At 32.7% G+C, this 25935-nt stretch carries 22 protein-coding genes and 2 tRNA genes; 11 read left to right on the plus strand and 13 right to left on the minus strand.

Annotated features, from left to right (window positions below; all coding sequences use genetic code 11):
* Positions 1 to 3: 3 nt before the first annotated feature.
* The 10 genes from ASD98_RS12515 to ASD98_RS12555 are packed head-to-tail and all read right to left on the minus strand — an operon-like array spanning position 4 to position 7831.
* Entirely contained in the window at positions 4 to 414 is a 411-nt protein-coding gene (locus ASD98_RS12515; RefSeq protein ID WP_056205137.1) for a GPW/gp25 family protein, read from the minus strand.
* 2 nt (positions 415 to 416) lie between these two features.
* The gene (locus tag ASD98_RS12520) at positions 417 to 707 is read right to left on the minus strand and encodes a PAAR domain-containing protein (RefSeq protein WP_056205144.1); all 291 of its coding nucleotides are present in this window, start codon (positions 705 to 707) and stop codon (positions 417 to 419) included.
* A 49-nt stretch (positions 708 to 756) separates the two neighbouring features.
* Positions 757 to 2502 (minus strand): type VI secretion system tip protein VgrG, encoded by a 1746-nt coding sequence (gene vgrG / locus ASD98_RS12525; protein WP_056205149.1) that lies wholly within the window; start codon positions 2500 to 2502, stop codon positions 757 to 759.
* A complete protein-coding gene (locus tag ASD98_RS12530; protein WP_056205151.1) occupies positions 2503 to 3198 on the minus strand; it encodes a hypothetical protein in 696 nt (231 codons plus the stop codon).
* 1 nt (position 3199) lies between these two features.
* Entirely contained in the window at positions 3200 to 3361 is a 162-nt protein-coding gene (locus ASD98_RS24125; protein ID WP_199866293.1) for a DUF5908 family protein, read from the minus strand.
* Positions 3362 to 3368: 7 nt separating this feature from the next.
* Positions 3369 to 3815, minus strand: a complete 447-nt coding sequence (locus ASD98_RS12535) for a phage tail protein (protein ID WP_056205153.1) — start codon at positions 3813 to 3815, stop codon at positions 3369 to 3371.
* A gap of 2 nt (positions 3816 to 3817) precedes the next feature.
* A complete protein-coding gene (locus ASD98_RS12540) occupies positions 3818 to 4246 on the minus strand; it encodes a phage tail protein (RefSeq protein WP_007806487.1) in 429 nt (142 codons plus the stop codon).
* Positions 4247 to 4274: 28 nt separating this feature from the next.
* Positions 4275 to 6374, minus strand: a complete 2100-nt coding sequence (locus ASD98_RS12545) for a phage tail sheath C-terminal domain-containing protein (RefSeq protein WP_056205155.1) — start codon at positions 6372 to 6374, stop codon at positions 4275 to 4277.
* 21 nt (positions 6375 to 6395) lie between these two features.
* Positions 6396 to 7232, minus strand: coding sequence for a hypothetical protein (locus ASD98_RS12550; protein WP_056205157.1), 837 nt, complete (start codon positions 7230 to 7232; stop codon positions 6396 to 6398).
* Positions 7229 to 7831 carry a DUF4255 domain-containing protein gene (locus ASD98_RS12555; RefSeq protein WP_056205160.1) on the minus strand — a complete coding sequence of 201 codons (603 nt, stop codon included), beginning with the start codon at positions 7829 to 7831 and terminating at the stop codon, positions 7229 to 7231. Before ASD98_RS12555 ends, ASD98_RS12550 begins: the two co-directional genes overlap by 4 nt.
* A 919-nt stretch (positions 7832 to 8750) precedes the next feature.
* Between ASD98_RS12555 and ASD98_RS12560 the strand changes: the two genes are divergently transcribed.
* From ASD98_RS12560 to ASD98_RS12570, 3 genes are read left to right on the plus strand one after another with little or no spacing between them, the layout of a single operon-like run.
* Positions 8751 to 11981: a hypothetical protein gene (locus ASD98_RS12560; RefSeq protein WP_056205163.1), complete on the plus strand. Its 3231-nt coding sequence runs from the start codon at positions 8751 to 8753 to the stop codon at positions 11979 to 11981.
* Positions 11982 to 11992: 11 nt separating this feature from the next.
* Positions 11993 to 15793, plus strand: a complete 3801-nt coding sequence (locus tag ASD98_RS12565) for a DUF6443 domain-containing protein (RefSeq protein WP_082577840.1) — start codon at positions 11993 to 11995, stop codon at positions 15791 to 15793.
* A gap of 5 nt (positions 15794 to 15798) precedes the next feature.
* Entirely contained in the window at positions 15799 to 16314 is a 516-nt protein-coding gene (locus ASD98_RS12570; protein ID WP_056205167.1) for a hypothetical protein, read from the plus strand.
* 171 nt (positions 16315 to 16485) lie between these two features.
* Here the strand turns inward: ASD98_RS12570 and ASD98_RS12575 are convergent.
* A tRNA-Glu gene (locus ASD98_RS12575) sits at positions 16486 to 16557 on the minus strand.
* A 117-nt stretch (positions 16558 to 16674) separates the two neighbouring features.
* Positions 16675 to 18165 (minus strand): hypothetical protein, encoded by a 1491-nt coding sequence (locus ASD98_RS12580; protein WP_128414829.1) that lies wholly within the window; start codon positions 18163 to 18165, stop codon positions 16675 to 16677.
* Positions 18166 to 18321: 156 nt separating this feature from the next.
* Here ASD98_RS12580 and yiaA point away from each other — a divergent pair, with 156 nt between their 5' ends.
* The 6 genes from yiaA to ASD98_RS12615 all read left to right on the plus strand — a co-directional run bounded on the left by yiaA (position 18322) and on the right by ASD98_RS12615 (position 23180).
* On the plus strand, positions 18322 to 18795 hold the full coding sequence (gene yiaA, locus ASD98_RS12585; protein ID WP_056205171.1) for an inner membrane protein YiaA: 474 nt from the start codon (positions 18322 to 18324) through the stop codon (positions 18793 to 18795).
* Between the two features lie 162 nt (positions 18796 to 18957).
* Complete coding sequence (locus tag ASD98_RS24200; RefSeq protein ID WP_056205174.1) at positions 18958 to 19188, plus strand: hypothetical protein; 231 nt, start codon at positions 18958 to 18960, stop codon at positions 19186 to 19188.
* A gap of 505 nt (positions 19189 to 19693) precedes the next feature.
* Complete coding sequence (locus ASD98_RS12600) at positions 19694 to 19879, plus strand: class IIb bacteriocin, lactobin A/cerein 7B family (RefSeq protein ID WP_157849153.1); 186 nt, start codon at positions 19694 to 19696, stop codon at positions 19877 to 19879.
* Positions 19880 to 20245: 366 nt separating this feature from the next.
* Complete coding sequence (locus ASD98_RS12605; protein ID WP_056205183.1) at positions 20246 to 20791, plus strand: lysozyme inhibitor LprI family protein; 546 nt, start codon at positions 20246 to 20248, stop codon at positions 20789 to 20791.
* 164 nt (positions 20792 to 20955) lie between these two features.
* Positions 20956 to 22344 carry a serine hydrolase gene (locus tag ASD98_RS12610; protein WP_056205187.1) on the plus strand — a complete coding sequence of 463 codons (1389 nt, stop codon included), beginning with the start codon at positions 20956 to 20958 and terminating at the stop codon, positions 22342 to 22344.
* A gap of 164 nt (positions 22345 to 22508) precedes the next feature.
* Positions 22509 to 23180 carry a hypothetical protein gene (locus tag ASD98_RS12615; RefSeq protein ID WP_128414830.1) on the plus strand — a complete coding sequence of 224 codons (672 nt, stop codon included), beginning with the start codon at positions 22509 to 22511 and terminating at the stop codon, positions 23178 to 23180.
* A gap of 118 nt (positions 23181 to 23298) precedes the next feature.
* Here ASD98_RS12615 and ASD98_RS12620 read toward each other — a convergent pair.
* Positions 23299 to 23371, minus strand: a tRNA-Met gene (locus ASD98_RS12620).
* A gap of 99 nt (positions 23372 to 23470) precedes the next feature.
* Between ASD98_RS12620 and era the strand changes: the two genes are divergently transcribed.
* Both era and der read left to right on the plus strand, forming a co-directional pair.
* Positions 23471 to 24352, plus strand: coding sequence for a GTPase Era (era, locus tag ASD98_RS12625; protein ID WP_056205193.1), 882 nt, complete (start codon positions 23471 to 23473; stop codon positions 24350 to 24352).
* Positions 24353 to 24571: 219 nt separating this feature from the next.
* The gene (gene der, locus ASD98_RS12630; protein WP_056205196.1) at positions 24572 to 25879 is read left to right on the plus strand and encodes a ribosome biogenesis GTPase Der; all 1308 of its coding nucleotides are present in this window, start codon (positions 24572 to 24574) and stop codon (positions 25877 to 25879) included.
* Positions 25880 to 25935 lie beyond the last annotated feature (56 nt).

The following is a 25935-nucleotide window of genomic DNA, read 5'->3' on the forward strand; positions in this document are numbered from 1 at the left end:
CTTTTAAATATTAGTGCCTTCTCCTTTGTAAAATGGATAAACAAGATTGCTTCTTGAGTTTGTACTTCTTATTCTGTAATCGATTATGACCAATAATTCTCCTTCTAAATCATCGCCTTGTGTGATGTCAATTTTGTCAACATCAATTCGGGGTTCGTAATATAAAATTGCCGTTTTTATTAGTTCTGAAACATAGGTTTTAAGTGTTCTGTCTAATGTTTCAAAAAGTAATTCATCCATATTACATCCATATCTGGGCAGCATAATGCGCTCGCCGATTTTGGTAGAAAGCAATATCTCCAGACTGCTTTTAATATCTGCCTCGTCAGATGTCATCACGACTGCTTTAGTGTTTTTTTTAAACTCTGGCGGAAAACTCCATCCAGTACCTAAAAAAGCTTCTTTATTTTCCATAATTAGCCTATTAAAACGGTTGGACATCCTATTACAATTGTTCCGCCATGTGCAGTTGAATCTCCCATTCTTGCAGCTGGTTTTCCTCCAATGAGCACTGTACTGGAGCCCGCTATAATACTATCAGGAGGACCTGTGCAAGTGATCATATCTCCCAAACAGGCTGCCGGCTGGCCGCCTATCAGTACTGTAGGTGCACCTGGCGGTAATATTGGGCCGCCTACATGAGGAACAGTTGCTGTTACCATTGGGCAAACATGCATATCGTTAATTCTTGCGGCTGGTGCTCCCATAATTTTTTTTATTTAAGAGTTTAAGAACTGAAAATGATGCAGTGATGAGTTAATTTATCTGCACAATGCTGCCTTTTACAATCGCCACTGCTGCCGACGACATTTCTGCGCCAGCACTGCCTTCGGCTTTAAATTGAGCGGTTGCTTTTACATTTACATTGGTGCCTTCAATTTTTACATCACCTGTTGCTTTTATTGTAATATCGCCTGCACTTTCCATTTTTATTCCTGCGCTGTCAATTGTAATCACGTTCGAATTTTCGTCTTCAATAACGATAGATCCTTTGTCTTCGTCCAGTGTTATTTTTTTTCCTGCCGGAGTTTCAATGGCTATCGATTTTTTATCATCATCAAACAGTACTTTCATTTCGCTTCTTGTAAAAATCCCTTTTTGATGGTTATCGTCAGCTGCTTTTAGCGGAGCGGGTTTTGCGCTGCTGTGGAGCATTCCTAATACAATAGCATCATTAGGATCTTCGTTGATGAAGCCAATAATTACTTCGTCTTCAATTTCGGGCCTAAAAAAAGTACCTCTGTTGTCACCAGCATCTAAGGCAGCTACTCTGCACCAAATGCCCTGTTCTTCGTTATTGATAATGGGTATTTTTACCAAAATTCTGTCTTCGCTGTCGGGATCGTCCTGAAGTTGGGTTACAATACCAATATGCAATCCTTTTATGGATGGAATTATTCCTGAAGCCGATGGTGTATTGACATCATAAGTTTCAGAAAACCATTCTGGATTCAATCCAAACTGCGCATTTACAGTCCAATTGCCGTTTGAAATTTCATGGAAAACCCCTGTTATGTATGCTTTGCCATTAAAACGATCTCCTACGCCTTCAAGTGTAATAATCGTGTTGGGTTTTACTGCGGGAATACCTTGAAATTTAACTCTTCCGCGAACTTTTGAAAGCTGTTGGAATAATAATTTTGCATCGGCCCAATCCTGTAGTTCAGTATCGGTAACATGACCGCCGTGACGCAATTCTAAATTTTCGAGCTTTACGATATCAGATAAATCCGAAGGAGATAAATTTCCGTTTAGGCTTACGCTGGGATCTTTGCCTTCAATTTCTAATAATTCCTGATTAGATGCGTTCCAGCTATAGGATGAAACTTTGGCAAACTGATTTCGAGCATCAATTTCGGCATCAAAATCGAGCATACTGGCACCAAAAGAAACTGTTTCAACTGCTTCAGAAGCCAAATCTGGTTTTTTAATCGAAATTTTGCCGTTTTCAACAAAACATAATTTTCCATTGGCTTGTGCACGGGAGACAATAAAATCCCAATCGGAAGTATTGTACTGCACTAACTCTTTATGACTATAATTAGTGCTTTCCACATCTTTTTCTAATCCATAAGTACCTATAATGTCTTCAAAAGCATCACTGTCTTTTACATCATAAAAATATTTGCTTTTTCTGCCAATAGTCAGTTTTACTGCTTCGTCTTTGCATTCTACAATTAACAGGGATGAATTGTCTTTTATTTTTATGGAATGTTTTACAACTATTCCTTTGTAAATAGTTTCTTCGTCACTGTGATAGCCTGCTTTTATTTCTATTTTTTTTCCCGGAATGAGCAAATCTTCGTTGCTTAATTTAAAATCTCGTGCAGCAGCATCTCCATCGGTCAAAATAATTTGCGCCATAGGTATTCTGTTAACCTCATTATGAACTACAATGCTCATTACTTGGTAAATGCCAGACAGCTCATTTCCCTCAATGAGCAATTTGTGCGTTACTAAATCTGCACTTTTACTGGTTTGTATGACGCCGCTATTGTTCATCTATTGTTGTTTTTGTAGAGGAGGGAAAAATATTTTTTGGCCAATTTTTAATTTTCTGAAATTGATAAGCTTGTTAGCTCTTGCTACTTCGAGATAATATTTTGAATCACCATAGATTCTAAAAGACATTAAAGGAAGCGTATCGCCTGCTTTTACAATTCTGGTATGTGTTAAATCAGGAGATTGATTGTTTTGCTGTTTTGCCCTTAACTCATCCTCAACAACTCCTTTGAATTTTCCTTTTGCAATGGCTCTAATGGGTGTTCCATCTGGCCTGAAAAGTTTATACTCAATGGTCATTTCTGTAAGAGATCCTTTGAATAGCAGACTTCCCCAAGCAATTTTTAAATAGTTTGGCTTATGTTCTGTACCATTATATTCTAAAATTACTTTTCTAAAATGCTCAATGTCTTCAATAACGCCATTTTCGGTACTTTCCTTGCCGGCAATTACGCCTGTTCGGTCAAAAACAAAATCCAATTCTAATTCTTCCGGAGCAATTGCTGTAAATCTTGGCGCAGGACTGCTCGTTCCGGCGGCTTGAGTTGTATCTTGCTCTATCTTGTAATGAAAAGTATACTTTTCGGGATTCATCAAAGTAATGAACTCTTCAATATCCGAAATTGGATTGTTGAATTGAGGATCGCTATAAGCAATGATCTTCAGTTTTTTTAATTCACCATTAGTCGTTGTCATATCAGCGTTCTTTTTTTCGTTCAATAATTTTCATTACTTGCTCGACACACTCAGCTATAGTATCTTTTTCAGCAGCAGATGATGAAGAAGCTGGTTTTGCACCCGAATTTGAGCTTTCGTTCACGTTTATTTTAATGTGAAGCTCTTTGATTTCAATTGGCATGGTAAAATTATTTTTTATGAAGAGTGAAATAATTATAAGCAAGCTCAAAGCTTTCAATAACAATTTTGCTTTCTAAAGCACTAAAATCTTCAACTGCCCATTTTACGGGATAGGCATGTATAACTTTCCAGTGCATTAAAGGCTCGTGGTCCTGATTCAAGAGTTTTACAGTTAAATCGACGGGCTTAAACTCGAAATTTTCTAATGCTTTTCTGCACCATTCAATTACGTCAGAATCAATAAGTATCCCCCTTTTTAAAACCAAATTGGGATATTTGGTTTTAACGGGAAGTTTATGTTTGAATCTGTTTTCTCCACCCTCAACAATTTCTTCTGTTTCAAGATCTACAGAAAGTCCTGATACGGATTGAAATTGATGGTCTTTTTCTTTTGTGCCCAGTTGATCAAATTCAACCAGAAAATGAAAACCTACGGGTGGATAATAGTTAGCCATGACTAGTCATTTTGAATAGATAAACCTTCATGAACCAATTCGATTGATTCGATGGCTACTTCGTTTCCGTCGGCTTTTAAATCAGTCGACTGCACTTTTGTTGGCCATGCATTTTTTACTTTCCAGGTAATCACTGGTTCGTGCTCCTCATTAAGTAATTTGATGGTAATATCCCTTCTTTCGATGGTGTTTAGTTTTACCGTATTCCACCAGGCGTAATACTCATTGTCGCTTTTAAAAGTGCCTCTTTTCATGGTAATGTTAGAGTATTTCTGCATGCCCGGCATTTTAATTTTGCTGTATTCCGGACTTGCACCCTGACGGTACTCAATAACTTCAGTTTCTACATCTAATCCGGAAACTTCTGTAAACCCTATTTTTGTTCCTCCCCAGTCAACTGAGAAATGAAACTTTGGTAATGGATAACTCATGATCTATATTTTTTTAAAGATGATTTAATTAAGATTCCTGCATTTTGTGAGAGAAACGAAGAATGATGAACTCAGCCGGACGAACTACTGCCAGACCAATTTCGATTATCATTTTACCGTCTAAAATATCCATAGCCGACATAGTTTGTCCCAGTCCGATTCTTACATAAAAAGCTTGTTCTGGTTTTGCTCCGGCCAAAGCTCCGGCTCTCCATTGAAGAATTAAGAAATTCTCAATCATAGCTCTTACTCTTATCCAGGTATTGGCATCGTTAGGTTCAAAAACAAACTGTTCGGTTGCTTTTTTAATAGATTCTTCGGCCATATTGAAGAAGCGGCGAACTGGTACATAGCGCCATTCACTATCATTACCGGCTAAGGTTCTTGATCCCCAAACCAAGGTTCCTTTGCCGGTAAACGTTCTGATAGCATTGATCGATTTACCTGCAACAGTATCAATATTTAAATTGTCCTGAATGGTATTTGTTATTTGAACGGTTGGTTTTATTACATAGTTCAGACTTACATTTGCAGGAGCTTTCCATACACCTCTGTCTCTATCAACTCTGGCATAAACTCCCGCAATAGCAGAGCTTGGAGGAAGTGTTATTGGCAGGTTGTAAATTTCAGTAAGTATTTTATTAAAAGTCACATTGTCGATACTTTCCAAAGTGCTTAATTTTCTTCCGTTTAATGCTCCATTATTTACATCTTTTCCACTAACAGATTTAATCGCATTTACAAGTGTAAGCAAGGATGCTTTGATACCGGAAAAATTGTTTGTAACTACCGTAATTGCGGTTTGAGTATTCAAAGGAGTATAGCTGACAAGTTTTTTTAATTCTTTATCAAAACTTACAGTATCAGTTGATATAATTTTAAGCAGTTTCGCTGTTGCGTTCTCGTCCTGTATTTTCTTTTTTAATGTTTTTAAGTTTTTATATACAGAGTCAATTTTATTTACGTCACTAAAGTTCAAATTAAATGCAGTTAAAGCACTTGAGATACTATTCGCAATAACCATATCCTCATCAGATATCGTGCTGATTGCAGCATTTGCTTCATCGTTCAGCGAATTTCTCAAAAGCGATAAACTTTCTAAAGAAGTAAGCAGAACATTCAGTTTATTCAGGAAAGCTGTTTTTTTGGCAGGGTTACTAACAAAGGTTCCGCCTAAATCAAAACCGTTTGCATCATTACTGTACATCTGTAAAAGTACATCGCTCATTTGACCCGAAATATTTCCGGGAACAGTGGTAACGTCAATCAATTTAGCTACGGTTGCATCAATCCCTGTAGTAGGATTTTCGATGGTTACCAGTCCTGCAGCGATTTGATCATAGGCTTTTGCTGTATAGGAGTAATGTTTTAATATAATTTTGCTGCTGTCAAAAGCATAGTCCAATATGGTTTCTAAATGAGGATAATAAACAGCTCCGTATTTAATAGTGTCTTTTTCAGAACTAATTTTAGCTCTTAAATCATCTATATTAGTATCTGTTGGACTTGATTCATCATAACTTAAAGTATCAATTAAGGTAAATCTGTCCTGAAGATTTTGGCATTGCATTAATGCATTATTGTATAATCCGTAGAAATCAGTTATCGTTATTCCACTTACTTTTGTTGCATCGGGAAATAGAATTAATGTTGGTTCGTCTACCTTTTCTAATTCTGCTAATCCGTCGTTCAACGCAGTGCTGTTATTGATTGCGGTAATCTGAGTGTCTGCTTCATCTAAATCATTTCCATAACGCCCTACCGAAATAATGTAGCAAGGACCACCGCCATTTGCAAAAAACAACTGCAATGAATAATACATTAAAAAAGGTTGTTTTGAAGTTGGTTGATCGACAACAATAGATCTTGTATCTCCATTATCAGTTGAAACATCATTAATGGTAACACTAATTGTTGTCTCTGGTTTTGCAAAGCCAAAAAAGCGTTCGTATTCTAAAAGAGATGTTATTCTTGTTGGTTTCAATTTCAAATCTCCATTAATCTTGTTCGTAGCTTTTTCTGTATAGCCAATAAAAGCAGGAATCGCTGTCTCTACCTGGGCAACAGAAGGAGGAAACTTTACGATTTCCTCAACATATACTCCAGGCGTTTTGTAAGTTGTTGCCATAATTGATTTGTTTTTTAATTATTAAATAAATATTTCCGAATAGTAATCACTATTGATTTTTGTTATTGATTTTACAGATGGATTTGGGTATTGACTTTCTGCCGGTTGTGAAGGCGTAAAATCGGTAAGCGGGTCAATTTCAACAAAGCCGGAGCGTGTTAATGGTTTTGCGGCATTGGTTTTAATTTCGGTTCCTGCTTTACGGTTGATATATTTCCAAAGTGTTTTTCGATTATCAAAATGGATTTTAAAATTTGGGCTTATCATTTTTCCCAAATTGTTTACTATGTTTCCTGAACTGTTGTCGCCCTTAGCGGTTAGTGAAATAAGTCCAAAGACATTTTGTTGTTCTGACGGCTGCAGTGTTGAAATTAAATTAGCAGTGGTTTCTTCAGATACTAAATAAGCATTGGAAATTAGTTTGTTGTCATTTATTTTTGGAAGATATTCAAATGAAACCGGTTCAGTCAATGGTTTAACATTGCTGAAAAGATATGCCTGAGTAAGAGCAAAATCAAGATTAGTATAATTTTCAAATTGATAATCATTTATTTTAATTAAAAACTTTAGGTTTAAATCAACAGGGACTTTTATAAATGGGTCCAATTCATCTTTCACTTTAATGTATACTCCGAAACCTGTTTTGTTTTTTTTGAATATCATTTTGTAGTTTTTGAGTACAATATTGGTTTCTAAAGTTGGCGTTATTGCCATAAATACATCTGTATTAAATTGCTGCAGCATTTTTTCTTTATCAGCATTTGTCATACTTGCAAAAGTTTCTTCTCCGTTATTCAAAAAATAATTATGAAGAAGTGTTACTTCAAATAGCAATTGATATGTAGCAGTAAAACTCATGACTGTTCTTTTCTTTTGGTTGTTCCTGTAAATTCACCAATAACTTGTCCTTCTGCTTGTACAATATTGCGTTCAATTTGTATCATACTCACTTTATATAAGGCCGACGGAAGCTGTTTTCCGCCCAATGTTCCCCAGATATAATTTAGTTCTTCAAAAGTGGGAGTATAGAGTTCAACCGTAAATCTAAAGTTGTCTACATTGCTCATTGCACTAGTGCTTCTGTTAAAGATGGTATTGGCTTGGGTAAAAAGTCTTTTTCCCTGAAAAAATTCAATTATTTTCGAAATATCCTTAAGTGAGTTGATATATTTATCTCGATTCGCACTAAAAAGTATATACAGATTTAAATTGACGATACTGTTTCTATAAATTGTTTTAGTATTTTCAATAGTATGATTTGGGAAGTTTTTTAAAGTAGCTTCTTCGGCTAAATTGATTAACGTAAGTGCCACGCCATCTTTCAAAGCTGTACCAATATCTTCATTTTGAGACTCTAAAAAAGCAATATTTTCAGGAACAACAGATTTGTCCAGCCCAATTTCCTCGAGATAGTTGTTTACTTGTTCTGAAATTATTTGTATTACTTCAAAAATCATCTTTTGATAAAATTTATTATAAATACTAAATGAAATTGTACTGAAAGGAATTAGATTCAGGGCGCAGATTGTAAATAGAATGGGGCTTCTAACTGTGCTTTAAACTTGTAATGAAAACAAGGCTGATAAGATTTGACTAAATTAGATAAATGTAAGGGTACCAAAAAAGGGGAATTTTCCCCTTTTTTTATTTATTTAAGATATTGGTTATTAGTTTGTTGTGTTGATATTAGGACTTTATGTTTATTTCTTAGTAAAAGCGGGTTTGTTGAATAGTTAAGTGATATCAGAAATATTGAATCTATTAAAAATTGTAATATGCTTTCTAAAACTTAAAATGTGCATATTGATTAGTGGTAAATTATATTCTTAGAGAATTTTTTACTGATAATATTGAATGACAGAAGTTGACCTAGAAATTATCTAAGTTATTTACATTAATCTTTCTTAATTTTTTGGACTTGTTAAATTAATTCTAACTGATAGTTATAAGAAGTAAAAACAAAGAAGTCTGATTATTCTGTTTTTTTTTAAAATTTATAATTTGAAAAATAGTGTTTATACTGTTAATTTTTCTAAATTCGGCACTTCAAAATTGTATTCATAATTTACTTATTGGCGAACTGTTTTTTTATATGAACAGATGTTTAAAATACATACATATTCAAGCTTGTTTTCTAATAACGATTAAAAATTGACTAGAATATTTTGCCATATGCAGAGTAAATGGCTGTAAAATAAATAATCAATAAAATAAATGAATATCCCTCTCAAAGCTAAAAAATATCATGTAAAACGAAAAATACTAAAACCATTTACCTTCCTACTCGAAGTTTGCACCTTACTTAATTTATAAAGATTAATTCTAAAAAAGATCTTTATTATTCGCCTTAAAATTATAATACATTTAAAACTATCTATGAATAAAGTACTTTCTACTACGTTAAAAATTTATATCTTTTTTTTATTAGGAAAAATTTATGCACAAACCCCCTTACTTCCCCCTGCCAGTATGCCTGAAAGTGTAGTAATATCTACACCAGATGTAATGAGTTTCCAGAAATATGGAAATACTCCGATAAATCTTTATAGTGGTAAAAGTGATATTGTTATACCATTTTATGAAATTCAAGCAGGGAAGATTAAAGTTCCAGTTACTTTAACGTATAATTCTGGCGGAATTAAAGTAGATGAAATTGCATCTAGTGCCGGGCTTGGATGGAATCTTAATGCAACGGGTAATATTTTAGTAGGAGTAAAAGATCTGAGAGATGGTGTCTTAAAATATGAAACTTACGGTACCCCTGTAAAAATTCCAATAGATATTGGGTACAACAGAAGATATTTTCTTAAAGACCCAATTTATAATTCAAACGCAGAATTGTATGCGAACTTAGATTCTTCACCAGACTTTTATTATGTTAATGCTCCAGGATTAAATAATGTTTTTATTATTGATGATTCTAATCCTAATGATTATCAGACATCACATACACAAAGAAAATATGTTTCTTCATTTTTATATCCTAAGGGATATAAATTAGCAGAACTAAAACAAGAAAATCTTGGAAGCTTTCAGGGAATTGGTTTTACAGGAGAAGAAGATGGTAATCCTAGTTTAAACATCCCTACAAAACCTGCAGATGTAAATGTTGTTGGTTTTGTTACTTTTAAAACTTTTACTATTACAAATGAGCAAGGACTGGTTTATACTTTTTCTGTTGGTAACATGATTGAAACCAGGACTCTGCCTGTTTTAGTCGATCCAACAATTGCAAGATTAGACCCTTCATACAGTATGGGAATTAATACTTATAATCTAACTTCTATTTATGACCCGTCAACGCAGCAAAAAGTAGATTTTTTTTATGAAAAGTATCAAATAACCCAGCCACAGCGAATTAAATTTTTGTCGAAGAAAAATAATATTGGAACTAGCGATTCCTGCAATTTTGGGTTTATTCCTGAATTTGAAGGACAGCCAATATATTCAAATGAACAGCTGATTAAATACCAGGCAGCGACAAGATTACAAAAGATTGTTTATAATGGTGGGGAAGTGACTTTTTCATATTTATTAGATAGAGAAGATTATAATGATCAATCATTAGATTTAATTACCATAAATGACAATTTGGGTAATACAATTAAGAATTACCGTCTTAGATATTCCTATTTTGATTCAAAAGAAGGGTGTACAGAAAAAGAATGTAAGAGGCTTAGACTCGATCAAATAGATGAATGGTTTCCTAAAGCAAAATTGTATTATAAATTTGAATATAATTATACTAATAAACTGCCTAAACGTTTTTCTTATGAGCAGGATTTTTTAGGATATTACAATAATAATGGCTATCAAAATACAGCATACATTGGGGCAAAAGAATCCGGTCCACAGCCTAAATTATATTTCTATCCAAACAAAGGAGAATTTTCTATTTTACCTTTTGAAAAGAAAAATGATACACAAGGGAGACAAATTACGGGCGATTATAGTTTTGTTCCAAACGATTATTCTTTAACCGGTCTGTTAAAAAAAGTCACTTATGAAACAGGTGGTTTTACAGAGCTTAATTATGAAAATCACACTTTCAATTTTGATGGTGCAGAATATATTGCTGGGGGTGCAAGAGTTGAAAGTCAGGTAATAAATGATGGAAACGGGAATGTTAGGAACATAAAATACAAATATCAGGAAATAGATGGGAAATCATCAGGATATATAAGTGGTTTACCAATATTTGCCTATCCAAATTCTAAAATTACAAATCCTAATTCACCTCCAGGTCAATGGACACCTTTCTCGTTTACAACTTACGATTTTGACAAATCAGGATTAGAATTAACTCATGATACTTTCGTGGGTTATTCAAGAGTAGAAGAAATAGAAACAGGAAATGGAAAGACAGAAACTTTATTTTATTCTCCTAAAGATTATCCGGATAATAAGTCTGTCAAACAATATAGAGATGATTGTGGTAGATATTTAACAGAGAACAGTGCTTTTCCAGGTAAACTTTTTGAAGATTTAAAAAGTAGAAGAGGCACATTGAAACTAAAGAGGATACTTGATGAAAGCGGTAATAAAATCTCTGAAAGCGAAAATGTATATGAATACAAAATTTTTTCGTCTATAGATATAAAAAATCATAGTCCTTATAGAATAAGTGATAATAAATATAATCCGAGAATTCGTGTACCAAATTATTATGTTAGCGAAACCTCAAAAATAAACAGAGAGAGAAATCTTCAGACAAAAGTTATTACTACAGAATATTTTAAAAATAATCCTGTTTTAAATACGAGCACTAACTATGTCTATGATCCTAATTTGGATTTACTTAAGGAGATGACTGTTGTTAATTCTGATGGAAGTGAAATTAAAACAAGATACAGATACCCTTTAGATTATGATCTTGCTCCTTTGTCTTTGGTTTCTTCAAACGATAAATTAATTGATATAGCAGCACTAGTGACTAATAATATAGTAAACACGCCAATTGAAATCAATAATTCTATAGTAAAAGGAGGGGAAGAATACATGACTGATGGACAGCTTAATTATTTTGAAAACTTAAAACCAGAAAAGTTTTTTAAGTTAGAAAGCAGCGCTCTTATTAATGTAAATGATTTTAATTTTTCGACTGTTATGTACCCGCCAGGTTTTGTTGCTGACAGTAGATATAAAGAAAAAACATCTTTTACAAAGTATGATAATAAAGGAAATATATTAGAAATAAAACCGGCGGATGGCATTGTAACAAGCTATATATGGGGTTACAACAGTCAATATCCAATCGCTAAAGTTGTAAATGCTACATATCAGGAGATTACTAATGTTTTAGGTGCTTCTACGTTGACAAGACTTAATGATGGGGTTAAATACATGCCAATACCCCCGAATCCACAAATTCAGAAGATACCATTAACAGATGCAGAAGTCCGCAGTATGTTAAGCGTTTTACGAACAAATTTAACGAATGCACAAATAACAACTTATACTTATAAGCCTCTTATTGGTATGACAAGTGAAACAGACATTAATGACAAAACTACATATTATGAATATAGTGATCTAAATAAATTGAAAATTGTAAAGGATAATGAAGGTAATATACTTTCAGAAAATGAATATAATTATAAAAAATAATTTAGAAGATCATGAAAAAAATAATATTCTTAATGTTTATATTGTTTCCTGTTTTAGTTTTGAGTCAGACAAAGGCAGTAAATTATATAAAAACGACGACCTATAAGGTGCCGGCACAAACTAGTATCCCGGCACCAACAATTATTCAGGCCAATCAAAACATAAATTATTTTGATGGGTTGGGACGCCCTATTCAACAGATTGCACATCAACAATCACCAACTGGAGCAGATGTTGTTACTCCAATAATATATGATGGCTATGGACGTCAGGAAAAGGATTATTTGCCTTATGTTTCAAATGTACCTGCTTCACTTAATTATAATACTAATGCTTTCGCAGAAGTTGGAACATTTTATAATACGGGTTTATATGAGAATACCACAAATCCTTATTCTCAAAAAGGATTTGAAAAATCGCCACTTAACAGAGTTTTGAGTCAGGCAGCACCTGGTGAAGATTGGAAAATGGGGAATGGTCACGAAATAAGATTTGATTATCAGACCAATATAAGCGATGACCAGGTTAGAATTTATGGTGTTTCTTTTACAGCAGGTAATATAGAAGACCCTAAATTGACAAATCTTGGTTTTTATCCTGTTTCTAAATTATATAAGATAATTTCCAAAGATGAAAATTGGCAGGAAAATCAATCCAACGCAAAAGATAATACCTCTGAGGAATTCAAAGATAAACAAGGGCGTCTACTTTTAAAGAGAAAGTATGGGACTGTTGGAGTAGGAACAACTACTGAGAAGTATGATACCTATTATGTTTATGATGATTTTGGTAATCTAACTTTTGTGATTCCTCCTAAAGCAGCAGATATCATTGGAAATAGTTCCAGTAACATATTAGCGGATGAAACATCTTCGGCAAAAATTAACGCACAAAGTGTTCCGCTGAACATAAGAGCTACTAATTCAATTCGGTTAATTGACGGTTTTCATGCACAAGCAGGTAGTATATTTACAGCAGTTATTACGGTTAGTACAGATAACATTTTAGATAATTTATGTTATCAGTATAGGTATGACTCTCGTAAAAGACTTGTAGAAAAGAAAATGCCGGGAAAGGATTGGGAGTATATAGTGTATGACAAGCTAAACAGACCAGTATTAACTCAGGATGCCAATTTGAGAGTTAATAAAAAATGGATGTTTACCAAATACGATCTTTTTAATAGACCGGTATATACAGGTGAATATGTAAACAATGTTGAAACAACTCGCTCTGCTGTACAAGGTTTGGCCAATAGTAGTGTTTTGTTTGAAAGCAGACAAACTGTTGCACAAATAATAGCAGGAACAGCTGTTAATTATTCAAACTTAGCTTTTCCTAATTCAGGAATTAACTTGTTTACTATTAGTTATTATGATGATTATCTAAATGTAGACCTGTACAATGGTACAGCAGCAAATGCCTTATCTTATGGTATAACACCTATGACTAATGCAAAAGGTTTAGTTACGTGTTCTAAAATACGTGTTTTAAATACGAACAGCTGGATAACTTCTGTTATATATTATGATGGAAAATCAAGGCCTATCTATAATTATAATAAAAATATTTTTTTAGATATTGAGAGTACAGTAAAAAGTAAGCTTGATTTTACAGGGAAAATTCTGGAAACAACAAGTACTCATCAAAAAGGAGCAAATGCAGTTATTACAATAATTGATATTTTTGCCTATGATGATATGGGAAGAATGCTTACTCAAAAGCAAAAAATAAATACACAGGATCCAGAACTTATTGTATCTAATACTTATGATAGTTTAGGAAAACTAATCACTAAAGGTGTTGGCGGAAAAGTGAGTAATTCTAATAGATTGCAAAATATTAATTTCACTTATAATATTCGTGGCTGGTTAAAAGGTATAAACGATTCAGACAGTAACAATGCAACCATTACACTGTCTGATAGTAGTTTGTTTGGATTTCAGATTAGTTACAATAAACCTTCTTCTGGAAAAGGATTGTATAATGGAAACATCAGTCAGACTTTTTGGAAGAGTGCGAATGGAGATAATAGCTTAAAAAGTTATAATTACAGCTACGATGTACTTAACAGATTATCTAATGCAGCAGACAATTTAGGGAAATTTAATGAAAGCATGCAATATGATAAAAATGGAAATATTACCTATTTAAAGCGTTTAGGAGAAATAGTAGGTGGTAATATTGTTCCTGATATTAATGTTCCATCTCATTTTGGTGTAATGGATGACTTGACGTATACCTATGATTTAGGTAACAGATTAATGAAAGTCGCTGACTCTGCCCCAATTGACGAATTTGGCTTTAAGGATGATGCTGTAAATACTGCAGCAGATACTCAGGATGACTATAGTTATGATAAGAATGGAAATATGCTAACAGATTCAAACAAAGGAATTATTGGTATTTCATATAACCATCTTAATCTTCCTGAAAAAATAACTTCAAATGCGGGTATTATTGATTATGTTTATGATGCTGCGGGAGTAAAACAACAAAAAACAGTAAATAATATGGTAACCAATTATGCTGTTGGATTTGTTTATGAGAATGGTATTTTAAAGTTTATTTCGCAGCCAGAAGGTTACATTGTTAATAATGGTGGAACTTTTGATTATATTTACCAATATCTTGATCATCTTGGAAATGTGAGGCTTAGTTATGGTGATGCAGATAATAATGGAGTAATTACTAATACTGAAATTATTGAAGAGAACAATTATTATCCTTTTGGTTTAAAACACAAAGGATATAACTATGTAACAAGAATTGGAAAAGGGAATGCAACCGCACAAAGATATAAGTACAACGGAAAAGAGCTGCAAGATGAGAATGTTAATGGTTTTCAGTTAAACTTTTATGATTATGGTGCTAGAAATTATGATCCTGCATTAGGAAGATGGATGAATTTTGATCCTCTTGCAGAAAAAGGACGAAGATGGTCTCCTTACAATTATGCAATGGATAATCCTGCGTATTTTATTGATCCAGACGGAATGTGGCCAGATCCTCCTATTGGTTTTAATGCCAGTTTAAGAATTAGTTTTAGTTCTAGTGGTTTAAGTTTCAAAGCTAATGCATCAATAGGTGTTGGTACTGGCGGGTCGAATCTTCAGGGAGTTGGTTTTGCAGGAGTGAGTGTTTATGCAGGAAATCAATTAGGAACATCTTCAATGGCAAGAGGTATTCAGTTTGATGCTACAGCAGGAGCTTATGCTACCCTGGGAGCTGGTAATGGAAATAGTCATGTTGTAAATACATTAAATCCTGATACGCCATCTGGACTTACTAATGATTTTAAAACCTCAATTACCTATGGACAAATGTTTACTTATAGTTCAGCTATAAATGCAGAACGAGGGCCACGAGATGGTGAAGCTATTCAACGATTAGCAATAATTGGCCTAAAAGGAGCTGATATTTCTTTTACAACTTCAAATGATACTGGAATTATGGGAGGAGGAGATACTGATAAAGGTCAAACAGGAAATGGGACTTTAAATGTTGGTGGAGCAAATGGTTTTTCATTGTCTTATTTAAATTATACAGGTTCTTATGATATGAACCAAAGTAATGACATGAAGGCTTCTACTTTTGTTGGTTATGGGCAATATTACAAACAAACACCATATCAGCAGTCTTTAAACCAATCCGCTTTTAGAATTGATGCGTTAGGTAATAGTGTAATAGGGGGTACAAGTAATGGAAGTATTCAGAATGGTATCCATTCGCAAACAAATACTGGGTTATTTATTTATCCTAACTCTACAATGAACTCGAGCGGTTTATTTAATTTATTTTACAGTTATTAAAACTTATGAGAAGTATTTTACTGCTTATACTTGTGTTATTTGCAAGTTCATGTCGATTAACGCAACATTATACAAAGTATATTGATGAAAATCAGTATGGGAGATTGCATTTGAAAAAAATGAAGTTTGAAAAGTCTTTTACAAAAGAAATGTCTGGTAAAATTGAAGCAGATGCTGTGTATTTTAGTTTTTATGAAAATAAAACTATAGATTTAAAGGGGTATGACTATTTGAGATTTTTCAAGTCAGGTCAATTTGCTATTTTTGGTAGTAAAATTAACGAAGTTGATGTAAACGATGTTCAAAAAGCTTCTGTAGTAGGTTATTATAATGTAGTAAATAATGTTTTGTTATTAGAGCTTCCTAATACTTCATTTAGTAAAGCCGGAAAAAGGACAATTAAGAAATTTGAAATAGAAGGTACTACATTAAGGCAGATAGAGAAGAGCAAGAATGAAACAGAAACAATTTTTACTAAAATAAAAGTAAAGGAAATAAAGCCAGTTTTACCAGATTGGTAAAATTGATACATAAGAATCTAAGACTGCTATAGTAAAACATATCTCTCTTATGGTAATTATAAAAAACGCAAATGTCTCTGACTTTGCGTTTTTTTTTAGAAATGATTAAAGTTTTAAAAGCTTTTACTACAAAACAAAAAAGCTCCAGATTTCTCTGAAGCTTTGTGTTAGTAGTCCGTGGGGGAATCGAACCCCCCTTACCAGGATGAAAACCTGGCGTCCTAACCGATAGACGAACGGACCTGTTTTTCTATTGCGGGTGCAAAAATGTAACTAATTTTTGAAAACCACAAAAGATTTCAAAGAAACTTTTTTAGTTATTTTGAAAGAGTTAAAAGTCAGTAATTTAAAAAAAAAACATTACGCAGAATGTGTAGCAGGGAAATACATTGTCAGGAGATTTAAAGTTGTTTCATAGACCGTTTTTCGTCTTACTTTTGCAAGCAGCCAGGATAAAAAACTCATAATTACAATATCTTTAGGTCCCTTTTGTGCTGTAATTATAAAATCTTCAATTGCTTTTTGAAATTTTTGTGTTTGTATAATTTCAGGTTTCATTACATACTGTTCTACAAACAAAAGATATTGAACAACACGCTCTTCATTTACCGTTAAAAGGTATTTTTTATAACGTCGTTTAAAACTTTTTATTCGGGATAAAGCCAGTTCTGTGTTTTCTTGTTGCACATGCAGAAGAATTTCGACAAGACATTTTTTTATGGTCCAGTCCATGCCCATTTTTTTTTCGTACCAACTGTCGGTATGGTTTAATTTTGCAATTTCCTTTACAGCATTGCTTCCGGCATTTTGCTGTATGTAAAAAACGATAAGCATAAGACGGATGTCGTTACTGTCGTTAAAATCTGCTTTTTTGTTTGAAGAAAGAGATTTTTCGGCAATTTCTATTGCTTTTTGAGGATGCCCCAGATAATTTTCATTAAAGGCAAATAATAAAAAATATCTAAGACAGAAACGCTGATAATACTTGCCGGATTGTTTTTGAAGTTCTGTAAACATCAAATCAAGATAACTTAAAGATTTAGTAAACTGACCATTACGAAAATAGAAGTTAGCGATAAAATACAAAATGTATATATGATAGTATAGATGTCTATCTGTCAGATCAGTTTTTTTACTAATGAACCTGTAGCTTTTAACAACAAAAGGCTGTATAAGTGAGTAATTGTTGTTTATAGAAGCATATTCGTTGGCAATAAATAATATTTGATACAGAGATTTAAAAGTTAATCCCTGTTTTAATGATATTTCATGTGTTTCAATAGTGTTTTTTATAAGTGCCTGAAGATCTATTATCCGACCTTCGTGATAAATAGCAGCAAGTTCACGACGCAAAACAGCATAGCCTAAATTAAGCTGTTCCTCATATTCAAGTTGCTTTTTATTTGCTTTAAACTTTGCTATTATTTTTTCGATAGGTTCTGAAAGATTGAAATGGGCAAATTGTATCTGAGTCAGATAGATTTCATTAAGAAGATTAAAATGCTCAATATTCAGCGCTATTTCTTCAGCTTTTGCAAGACATTTAAAAGCTGTTTTTATAAGTTTATGTTCAAAAAATAACCGACTTACAACAATAAAACGAAGTATTGTATTTTCTTCTGAACTATCATTTTCAAAACTTCGATTAGCCATGAAACTAATCATGTTATCATAAAGTCTTTTTCTAAGAGCATGATAAGCATCGGTACTTTTTTTATCTTCTAAAACCTTTTTATTAAATTTTATATCGTCAGTTTTTAACGAATTGAATAACTCTATATTGCCAGTGTCTTTGCGCTTGTTCTTTTTTGATAGATATTGTATAAATGCTTTTTTATCAGTATAATTCATCATATTCGATATTTCCTGGAGCGCATTCATAAGTATGGTTTTATCAGGATAAAAATAGTAAAAAGTATTTTTATATCATCAGTTTTGTGAATAAATTAGTTTTTAGAACTCCTTTTTCATGCTGACATTTGCCTCATAATTATAAAACATAAAATTATGGAACCGCTAAAATCAAATGAATCAAACAACAATTCAGAATCAAAAAATGCAAAATCAAATTACGGAAATAACTCTTTAAAGCCAAGTGCCGCTTTCGTTGGCGCATCCTGGATGACATTACTTATAGGTATGACCTCCTATTGTATTGGACTTTACAATTCGGCCATGGCTTACAATGAAAAAGGATATTATTTTACAATTCTCCTTTTTGGTCTTTTCTCTGTAATATCAGTACAAAAAAGTGTAAGAGACAGACTGGAAGGAATTCCAGTAACTGATTTATATTACAGTATAAGCTGGTTTAGTACCATTGCTTCGATAGTATTACTAATAATAGGACTTTGGAATGCCAGTTTATTGCTCAGTGAAAAGGGATTTTTCGGAATGTCGTTTGTATTAGGATTGTTTTCTGCCCTTGCTGTACAAAAAAACACCAGAGATCTTAAACAATTTGAATCGACTTCTGTATAGTTTTTAGCGGGCCTCATTACTGTCACACAATTGTGCAGTTTTGAGGTTTTCTAATTTTTAAAAAACCTATGTATATGAAAATATAAATACAAAACGTCTATTTATATTATTGGTGTAATGTTGTTAATAATTAGCATTTTAGATAAAATTTGCTGGATATATATGTGCGCAAAATACACTGAATTTGAAGAAACCAAAGCCGCTTATCTTAGCTTATTTCCTAAGTTTATTGCTAATGCTTTTTTCTTAACTATTATTGATATAATCGCATCGGGAATAGCAGCTATTATCTTTTTTGAATCTAAAAAGGCAGGTTATTTGAAGAGACCATCTAAAGTTTTGATGATAATCTCTTTAATTCTTTGTGGATGGAGTATTTTTTCTTTGATGTGATAGATGGGGTTTTAAATTACAACTATCTTTTGTTTGTGAGGATAACCAAGATTAAGTAAAACAAAAAAAGCTTCGGAGAAGAAATTTTCTTTTGATTCCAGTCTTCTCCCAAATCATAAGCTAATGTTTCCTGTTTTATGTTAAGCTCGTAAATATTCTTTTTATCAGATATTCTATCCAAATCTGGAATAGTTATGCATTTGAATGAATGTATTCTTAAGAGGTAATGTAAATAATTGAATAAAAGTTGCAAAATGAGGTAAGCCCGTAATAATTCAATATTTAGATAAAGTATATTCGTATAATGTAAATTGTTTTCTAAAGAAATAGCCATGAGTGGATTAAAATATTTTCTAAATGATTTTTCAGAAGAAAAGTAAGCATTTGAGAATTTTTTTTTGGTTCAATTATAAATATAGAAAAAATTCTTGCGCGAGGATAGACAAAAAATCCCAGGTGTCTTTAAATGATTGGGGTATTAACTAAATTTTTAAAACTTTCGATTATGTTAAAAAAAATTTTAAAATTAAACGGAGCTCAAGAATTATCTAAAGATGAGTTAAAAGCGGTAAATGGTGGAATAACAGAAATTTGCGTTAAAGGGATTGCAAGTGGACTGGCCATTTTAAAAACAGGACCATGTCCTCCAGAGTATCCTCTAGTTGGCGGAGGATGTTGTTTCGCAGATTAATAATTAATTTGCAAAAAAATATTGATTGTAAGACATGGAAAATTTAAGAGGTTAAGCTACCCCATACAAAGGCAGTAAAATTTTTAAACAAAAAACTTAAACTAATGCTCTTACATTGTTGATTGTATAATGATGTACTATCTTCAATATTTATATTTTTTTAAGAAGAGAGGAATTTGTTTCCTCTCTTTTTTATTATAAAATTTCAAATTTCTTACTGCTGTTGCAATTGTTCCGATCATGAACCCGAAGTTATTTTTTTCTATTTAAGATGATTTGGTAAATCCGAATAATGAGCTTAATTTAGTCCCAAACCTGTTTTAGTTGCGGGACATTATTGGCTGGCTTAGAAAAACCTAATCTTATATGAAACACTTTTTTTTATCAATTATTTTTTGCTTTATAGGAAACATTGCTCTTGGGCAAAATAGTCCAAAAGAAATATCTCCGGAAGTTTTAAAAAAAATAAAAGCAGATGTAGAAGCCCAAATTCCTAAACTAAAACTAAAGCTTGTAAAACAAGAATTAAATCCTGATGAGATAGAATTCAAAATAGACACTTTCCGAATAGAAACAATAACTTCTAAACGAATGGATATTGATTATTCAACAGCAGGAATGAATATAACAGTTGATGAATTGACTACTAATTATGACAAGTTAATGAATAAGTATTATAATAAACTTATGAAATCCCTAAAGCCCGAAGACAAGAAGGTTCTTATAACAGCTCAAAAAGCCTGGTTAGCTTTTCGTGATGCCGAAATTAAGCTAATTGGCACAATGACTGAAGATCAATATTCAGGGGGCGGAACAATGCAGTCAAATATACGAATGGGGCAATATTCCTCTTTAGTAGTTGAAAGGACTATTGATATTTTTCATTATTATAATGGAATTATTAAAGATTAGTAAAGTTATTTTATAAAAAAAACAAAAATTGTGGCGCGAGTGGGACCCTCGAGCCAGCAGGGGATTTTTGAAAACCCATAAGCACTTAATTTGTCACACATATAAATAAGTTGGTGGCAATTTTGCGAGACATCTCACCTACATTAATTATCAAGAAATAAAAAATGAAATTAACAATTACAATCGGGCTTCTTTTAATTGGACATCTTACATTTGGACAAGACAGAATTCAAAAAATTGACAGTTTACTCAATTCTCTTTATTCAAAAGAGAAAATCAATGGAAATTTTCTAATTGCAGAAAAAGGGAAAGTTATTTATAGCCATAGTTTTGGACTTGCAAACGAAACAACAAAAGATAAGTTGAACGAAAATTCGATTTTTGAATTGGCATCTTGTTCAAAGCAGTTCACAGCTATGGGGATAATGATACTTAAAGAAAAAGGGAAGTTGAATTTGGACGATGATATCACAAAATACTTACCCGAACTTTCTTTTTATAAAGGTATAACTGTAAGAAACTTATTGAATCATACTGGAGGTCTGCCAGACTATATGCAGCTTATGGATAGTTTATTTGACAAATCTAAAATTGCCACTAACAAAGACATAATTAATATATTTAGTAAACATCAACCAAAAATAGTATTTGAGCCAAATACTAAATGGGAATATAGTAACACGGGCTATGCACTTTTGGCATCAATAATTGAGAAAGCATCGGGTATGACATACGCTGACTATTTAAAAACAGCTATTTTCCAACCGTTGAAAATGAAAAATACCTTTGTGTACAATCGTAGATTATCGCCAAAGAAAATTGACAATTATGCTTTTGGATATGTTTACTCAGATAGTTTGAAAAAATATGTTTTACCAGACGAATTGAAAGAAACTAAATTTGTTATTTGGCTTGATGGTATTGTTGGAGACGGAACAGTTAATTCAACTGTAAACGATTTATTGATTTGGGATAGAGCATTATATACCAATAAATTACTCACAAAAGAAGGAATGAAATCAGTTTTTGAATTAGCAACTTTGAAAGACGGAGCTAAAAGGAATTATGGTTTTGGTTGGGGAATTGAAGAAAATGCTGATTTTGGAAAAATTGCAAACCATAATGGGGGTTGGCCAGGCTATGTAACTTTTATCGATAGACATATTACAAATGATAAAACAATAATAATACTTCAAAATCACAACAACGTTACAATTCCTTCAAAAGCAATTAGAAGTATTCTATATAATAAACCATTGCCTGTGCAAAAAATCAGAAAAGAAATTAGTATTACTACTGAAGAACTTCAAAAGTTTGTTGGGACTTATGAAGTTGAAAAAGATTTTGAAATCAAAATTTCATTAGATAAAGACCAACTATTTTCACAATTGACAGGACAAGATGCGTTCAGAATATTTGTAGAAAGTGAAATGTTATTTTTCTACAAAGTAGTAGATGCACAAATTCAGTTTGAAAAGAACGAAAAAGGAGAAATTTCAAATTTGTTTTTATTACAGAATGGAAAAAAGATAGAAGCAAAACGGACGAAATAAAAACTGCTACCAACACACACTACAAGTAATTTGGGTATTAGGCTTAATTTGAAATTGGTTTTGTGTTTGAATGATTTGGTGAAATTTGAAAATAGAAATTAATTTAGTTCTAAATCCGCTGTATTCATAGAAATGTTATGCATAATTATTTCAAACCTATTAAAATGAGACACATAATTATCCTTATCTCTCTACTCTTATTTATTTCTTGTGAAAAAAAAGAAGTTGAAAAACTAGAAAAATTAGAAATAGAAATGACAACTAAAGACGTTGTAGGAACTCCGAATTTTCATAAAATTGATTATAGCGTAAAAGAAAATTATTTAGACAGTTTAGCGAAGTTTATAAAACCTAATCGAAAATATCAATATTGGCAATACGTTGCGTATTATCAAAATGCTGCTTCAGAAACCTATACTGTTTTAAAACAAGGCGGAGATTCTTTATTGAGAAAAAAAATAAATGAGAAACCAAGACCAAATTATAACGCTGGAATTTTTTTTGGAGGACATCCAAGTTTTCGTTGTAATTATATTGTGACAATTGATAATGGCAAAGTAAACAGCTTAAAAACCGAAGAACAATTTCGCGATTTTTTAGGAACAATTGATAATCTTGAAGAAGCAATTCTTTTAGCAAGGACTTATGACTATCAGTTAGATAATGATATAAGAGGAAGTGAGTACAGAAATTTGCAAAATGGTTTCGAATTACATCTTATGAAATATCATGAATTTCCAACCCGAAGAGAGTCTGTTGAAATAAAAATTAGTAGAGATGGATTTATTAAGACAAAGAGTCGGGGAATATACTGCGAAGGTTTAGATTGCCGTTGATAAAATATTGTCACCGCTTTCGAACGACTCCTTTTGTGTGACATAAAGTGAATCGACAAATAATTAAAACTATACTAAACAAAAAAGCTCCAGATTTCTCTGAAGCTTTTTATCTTAGTAGCGGGAACAGGACTCGAACCTGTGACCTTCGGGTTATGAGCCCGACGAGCTGCCTACTGCTCTATCCCGCGATGTTTCGGGTGCAAAGATATCCAACGAAAACTTAAAAAAATGTTTTATTTTCTGTATTGAGTTGATATGACTACCTTTGCAAATTAAATATTATGCAAATGTCACATAAAGCAGGTTTTGTAAACATAATCGGGAATCCAAATGTTGGAAAATCGACACTAATGAATGCCTTTGTTGGAGAAAGATTATCAATCATAACATCAAAAGCACAAACAACACGTCATAGAATCTTAGGAATCGTAAATGGCGAAGATTTTCAACTCGTATTGTCAGACACTCCCGGAATCATCAAACCCGCTTATGAAATGCAGGAGTCGATGATGAACTTCGTAAAATCGGCTTTTGAAGACGCTGATATTTTAATTTACATGGTCGAAATAGGAGAGCAGGACTTAAAAGATGAAGCTTTCTTTAATAAAATCATTTATGCTAAAATTCCGGTTTTGTTATTGTTGAACAAAATCGACAATTCAAACCAGGAACAATTAGAAGAGCAAGTTGGTTTCTGGAAAGAAAAAGTGCCAAACGCTGAAATTTTCCCAATCTCGGCTTTACAGAATTTTAATGTTCCGGAAGTTTTCGGAAGAATTATCGAATTGCTTCCAGAATCTCCGGCTTATTATCCAAAAGATCAATTAACAGACAAACCGGAACGTTTCTTCGTAAACGAAACCATTCGTGAGAAAATCTTATTGAATTACAGTAAAGAGATTCCGTATGCAGTAGAAATTGTAACAGAAGAATTTCATGAAGATGAAAAAATTATCAGAATCCGTTCTGTAATTATGGTGGAACGCGATACACAAAAAGGGATTATCATTGGACATAAAGGTGCAGCGCTAAAGAAAGTTGGAACTGATGCCCGTGCAGATTTAGAAAAATTCTTCGGAAAACAAATTCACATCGAACTTTACGTAAAAGTGAATAAAAACTGGAGAAGCAATGCTAATATGCTGAAACGATTTGGTTATAACCAATAGTTTTAATTGTTTCAAGTTGAACATCAGGGCTTAACTTGAAACCTTAAACTTGAAACAAAAACAATAAAAACTTAGGTACTTAGAAACTTAGCATCTTAGCAACTTTTTTTAACTACCTTTGCAAAAAATTTAAAGACAGCATTTTGGATTTACAATTTAATATGATTTTGTCAAAAACAGAATCTAAAATTGGAAATCTAAAATCTAAAATTCAAAAAAATGAATAACATTGTTGCGATAGTAGGAAGACCTAATGTAGGGAAATCAACCCTTTTTAATAGGCTGATACAAAGAAGAGAAGCTATTGTAGATTCTGTATCTGGGGTTACCCGTGATAGAAACTATGGTAAAAGCGAGTGGAACGGAAAAGAGTTTTCTGTAATTGATACCGGTGGATACGTTCGCGGATCTGACGACGTATTTGAAGGTGAAATCCGTAAACAAGTAGAGCTTGCTATCGATGAGGCAGATGTTATTATTTTTGTAGTTGATGTAGAAGAAGGTATTACACCAATGGACGAAACGGTTGCAAAGTTGCTTCGTAAAGTAACAAAACCAGTTTTATTGGCTGTAAACAAAGTAGATAACGCAATGCGTGAAAAAGATGCGATTGAGTTTTATAATCTTGGATTAGGAGATTATTTCACTTTCGCAAGTATTTCAGGAAGCGGAACAGGAGATTTATTAGATGCTTTAATTGATGCTTTTCCAGAAAAAGAACCAGTTGAGGTTACAGAAGAATTACCTCGTTTTGCAGTTGTAGGACGTCCGAATGCAGGAAAATCTAGTTTTATCAATGCCTTAATTGGTAAGGATCGTTATATCGTAACTGATATTGCAGGAACTACGCGTGATGCAATCGATACAAAATTTGACCGTTTTGGATTCGAATTTAACTTGGTTGATACTGCGGGAATTCGTCGTAAAGCAAAAGTAAAGGAAGATTTAGAATTTTACTCGGTAATGCGTTCTGTAAGAGCAATTGAGCATGCCGATGTTTGTATATTAGTAATCGATGCAACTCGTGGCTTTGAAGGACAGGATCAAAGTATTTTTTGGCTTGCAGAGAAAAACCGTAAAGGTGTTGTAATTTTGGTAAACAAATGGGATTTGGTTGAAAAAGATACCATGTCAAGCCGTGATTACGAAGAGAAAATTCGTAAAGAATTAATGCCTTTTACAGATGTGCCAATTTTATTCGTTTCGGCTTTAACAAAACAACGTTTATTAAAAGCATTGGAAGCTACAGTTCAGGTTTTTGAAAGCAGAAAACAAAGAATTGCAACTTCAAAATTCAACGAATATATGTTGAAAGTAATCGAAGCTTATCCGCCGCCGGCTACAAAAGGGAAATATGTAAAAATTAAATATTGCATGCAATTGCCAACGCAAACACCTCAATTCGTGTTTTTTGCCAATATGCCGCAATACGTTAAGGAACCATATAAAAGATATCTGGAAAATAAAATTCGTGACAACTGGGATTTTGCAGGAGTTCCAATCGATATTTACATCAGAGAAAAATAGATTTTCAAGAATCTTTATAAATCAAAAAAGCAGTATTTCAATTCGAAATACTGCTT

The organism is Flavobacterium sp. Root186 (genome assembly GCF_001428525.1).
Classification (GTDB): Bacteria; Bacteroidota; Bacteroidia; order Flavobacteriales; family Flavobacteriaceae; genus Flavobacterium.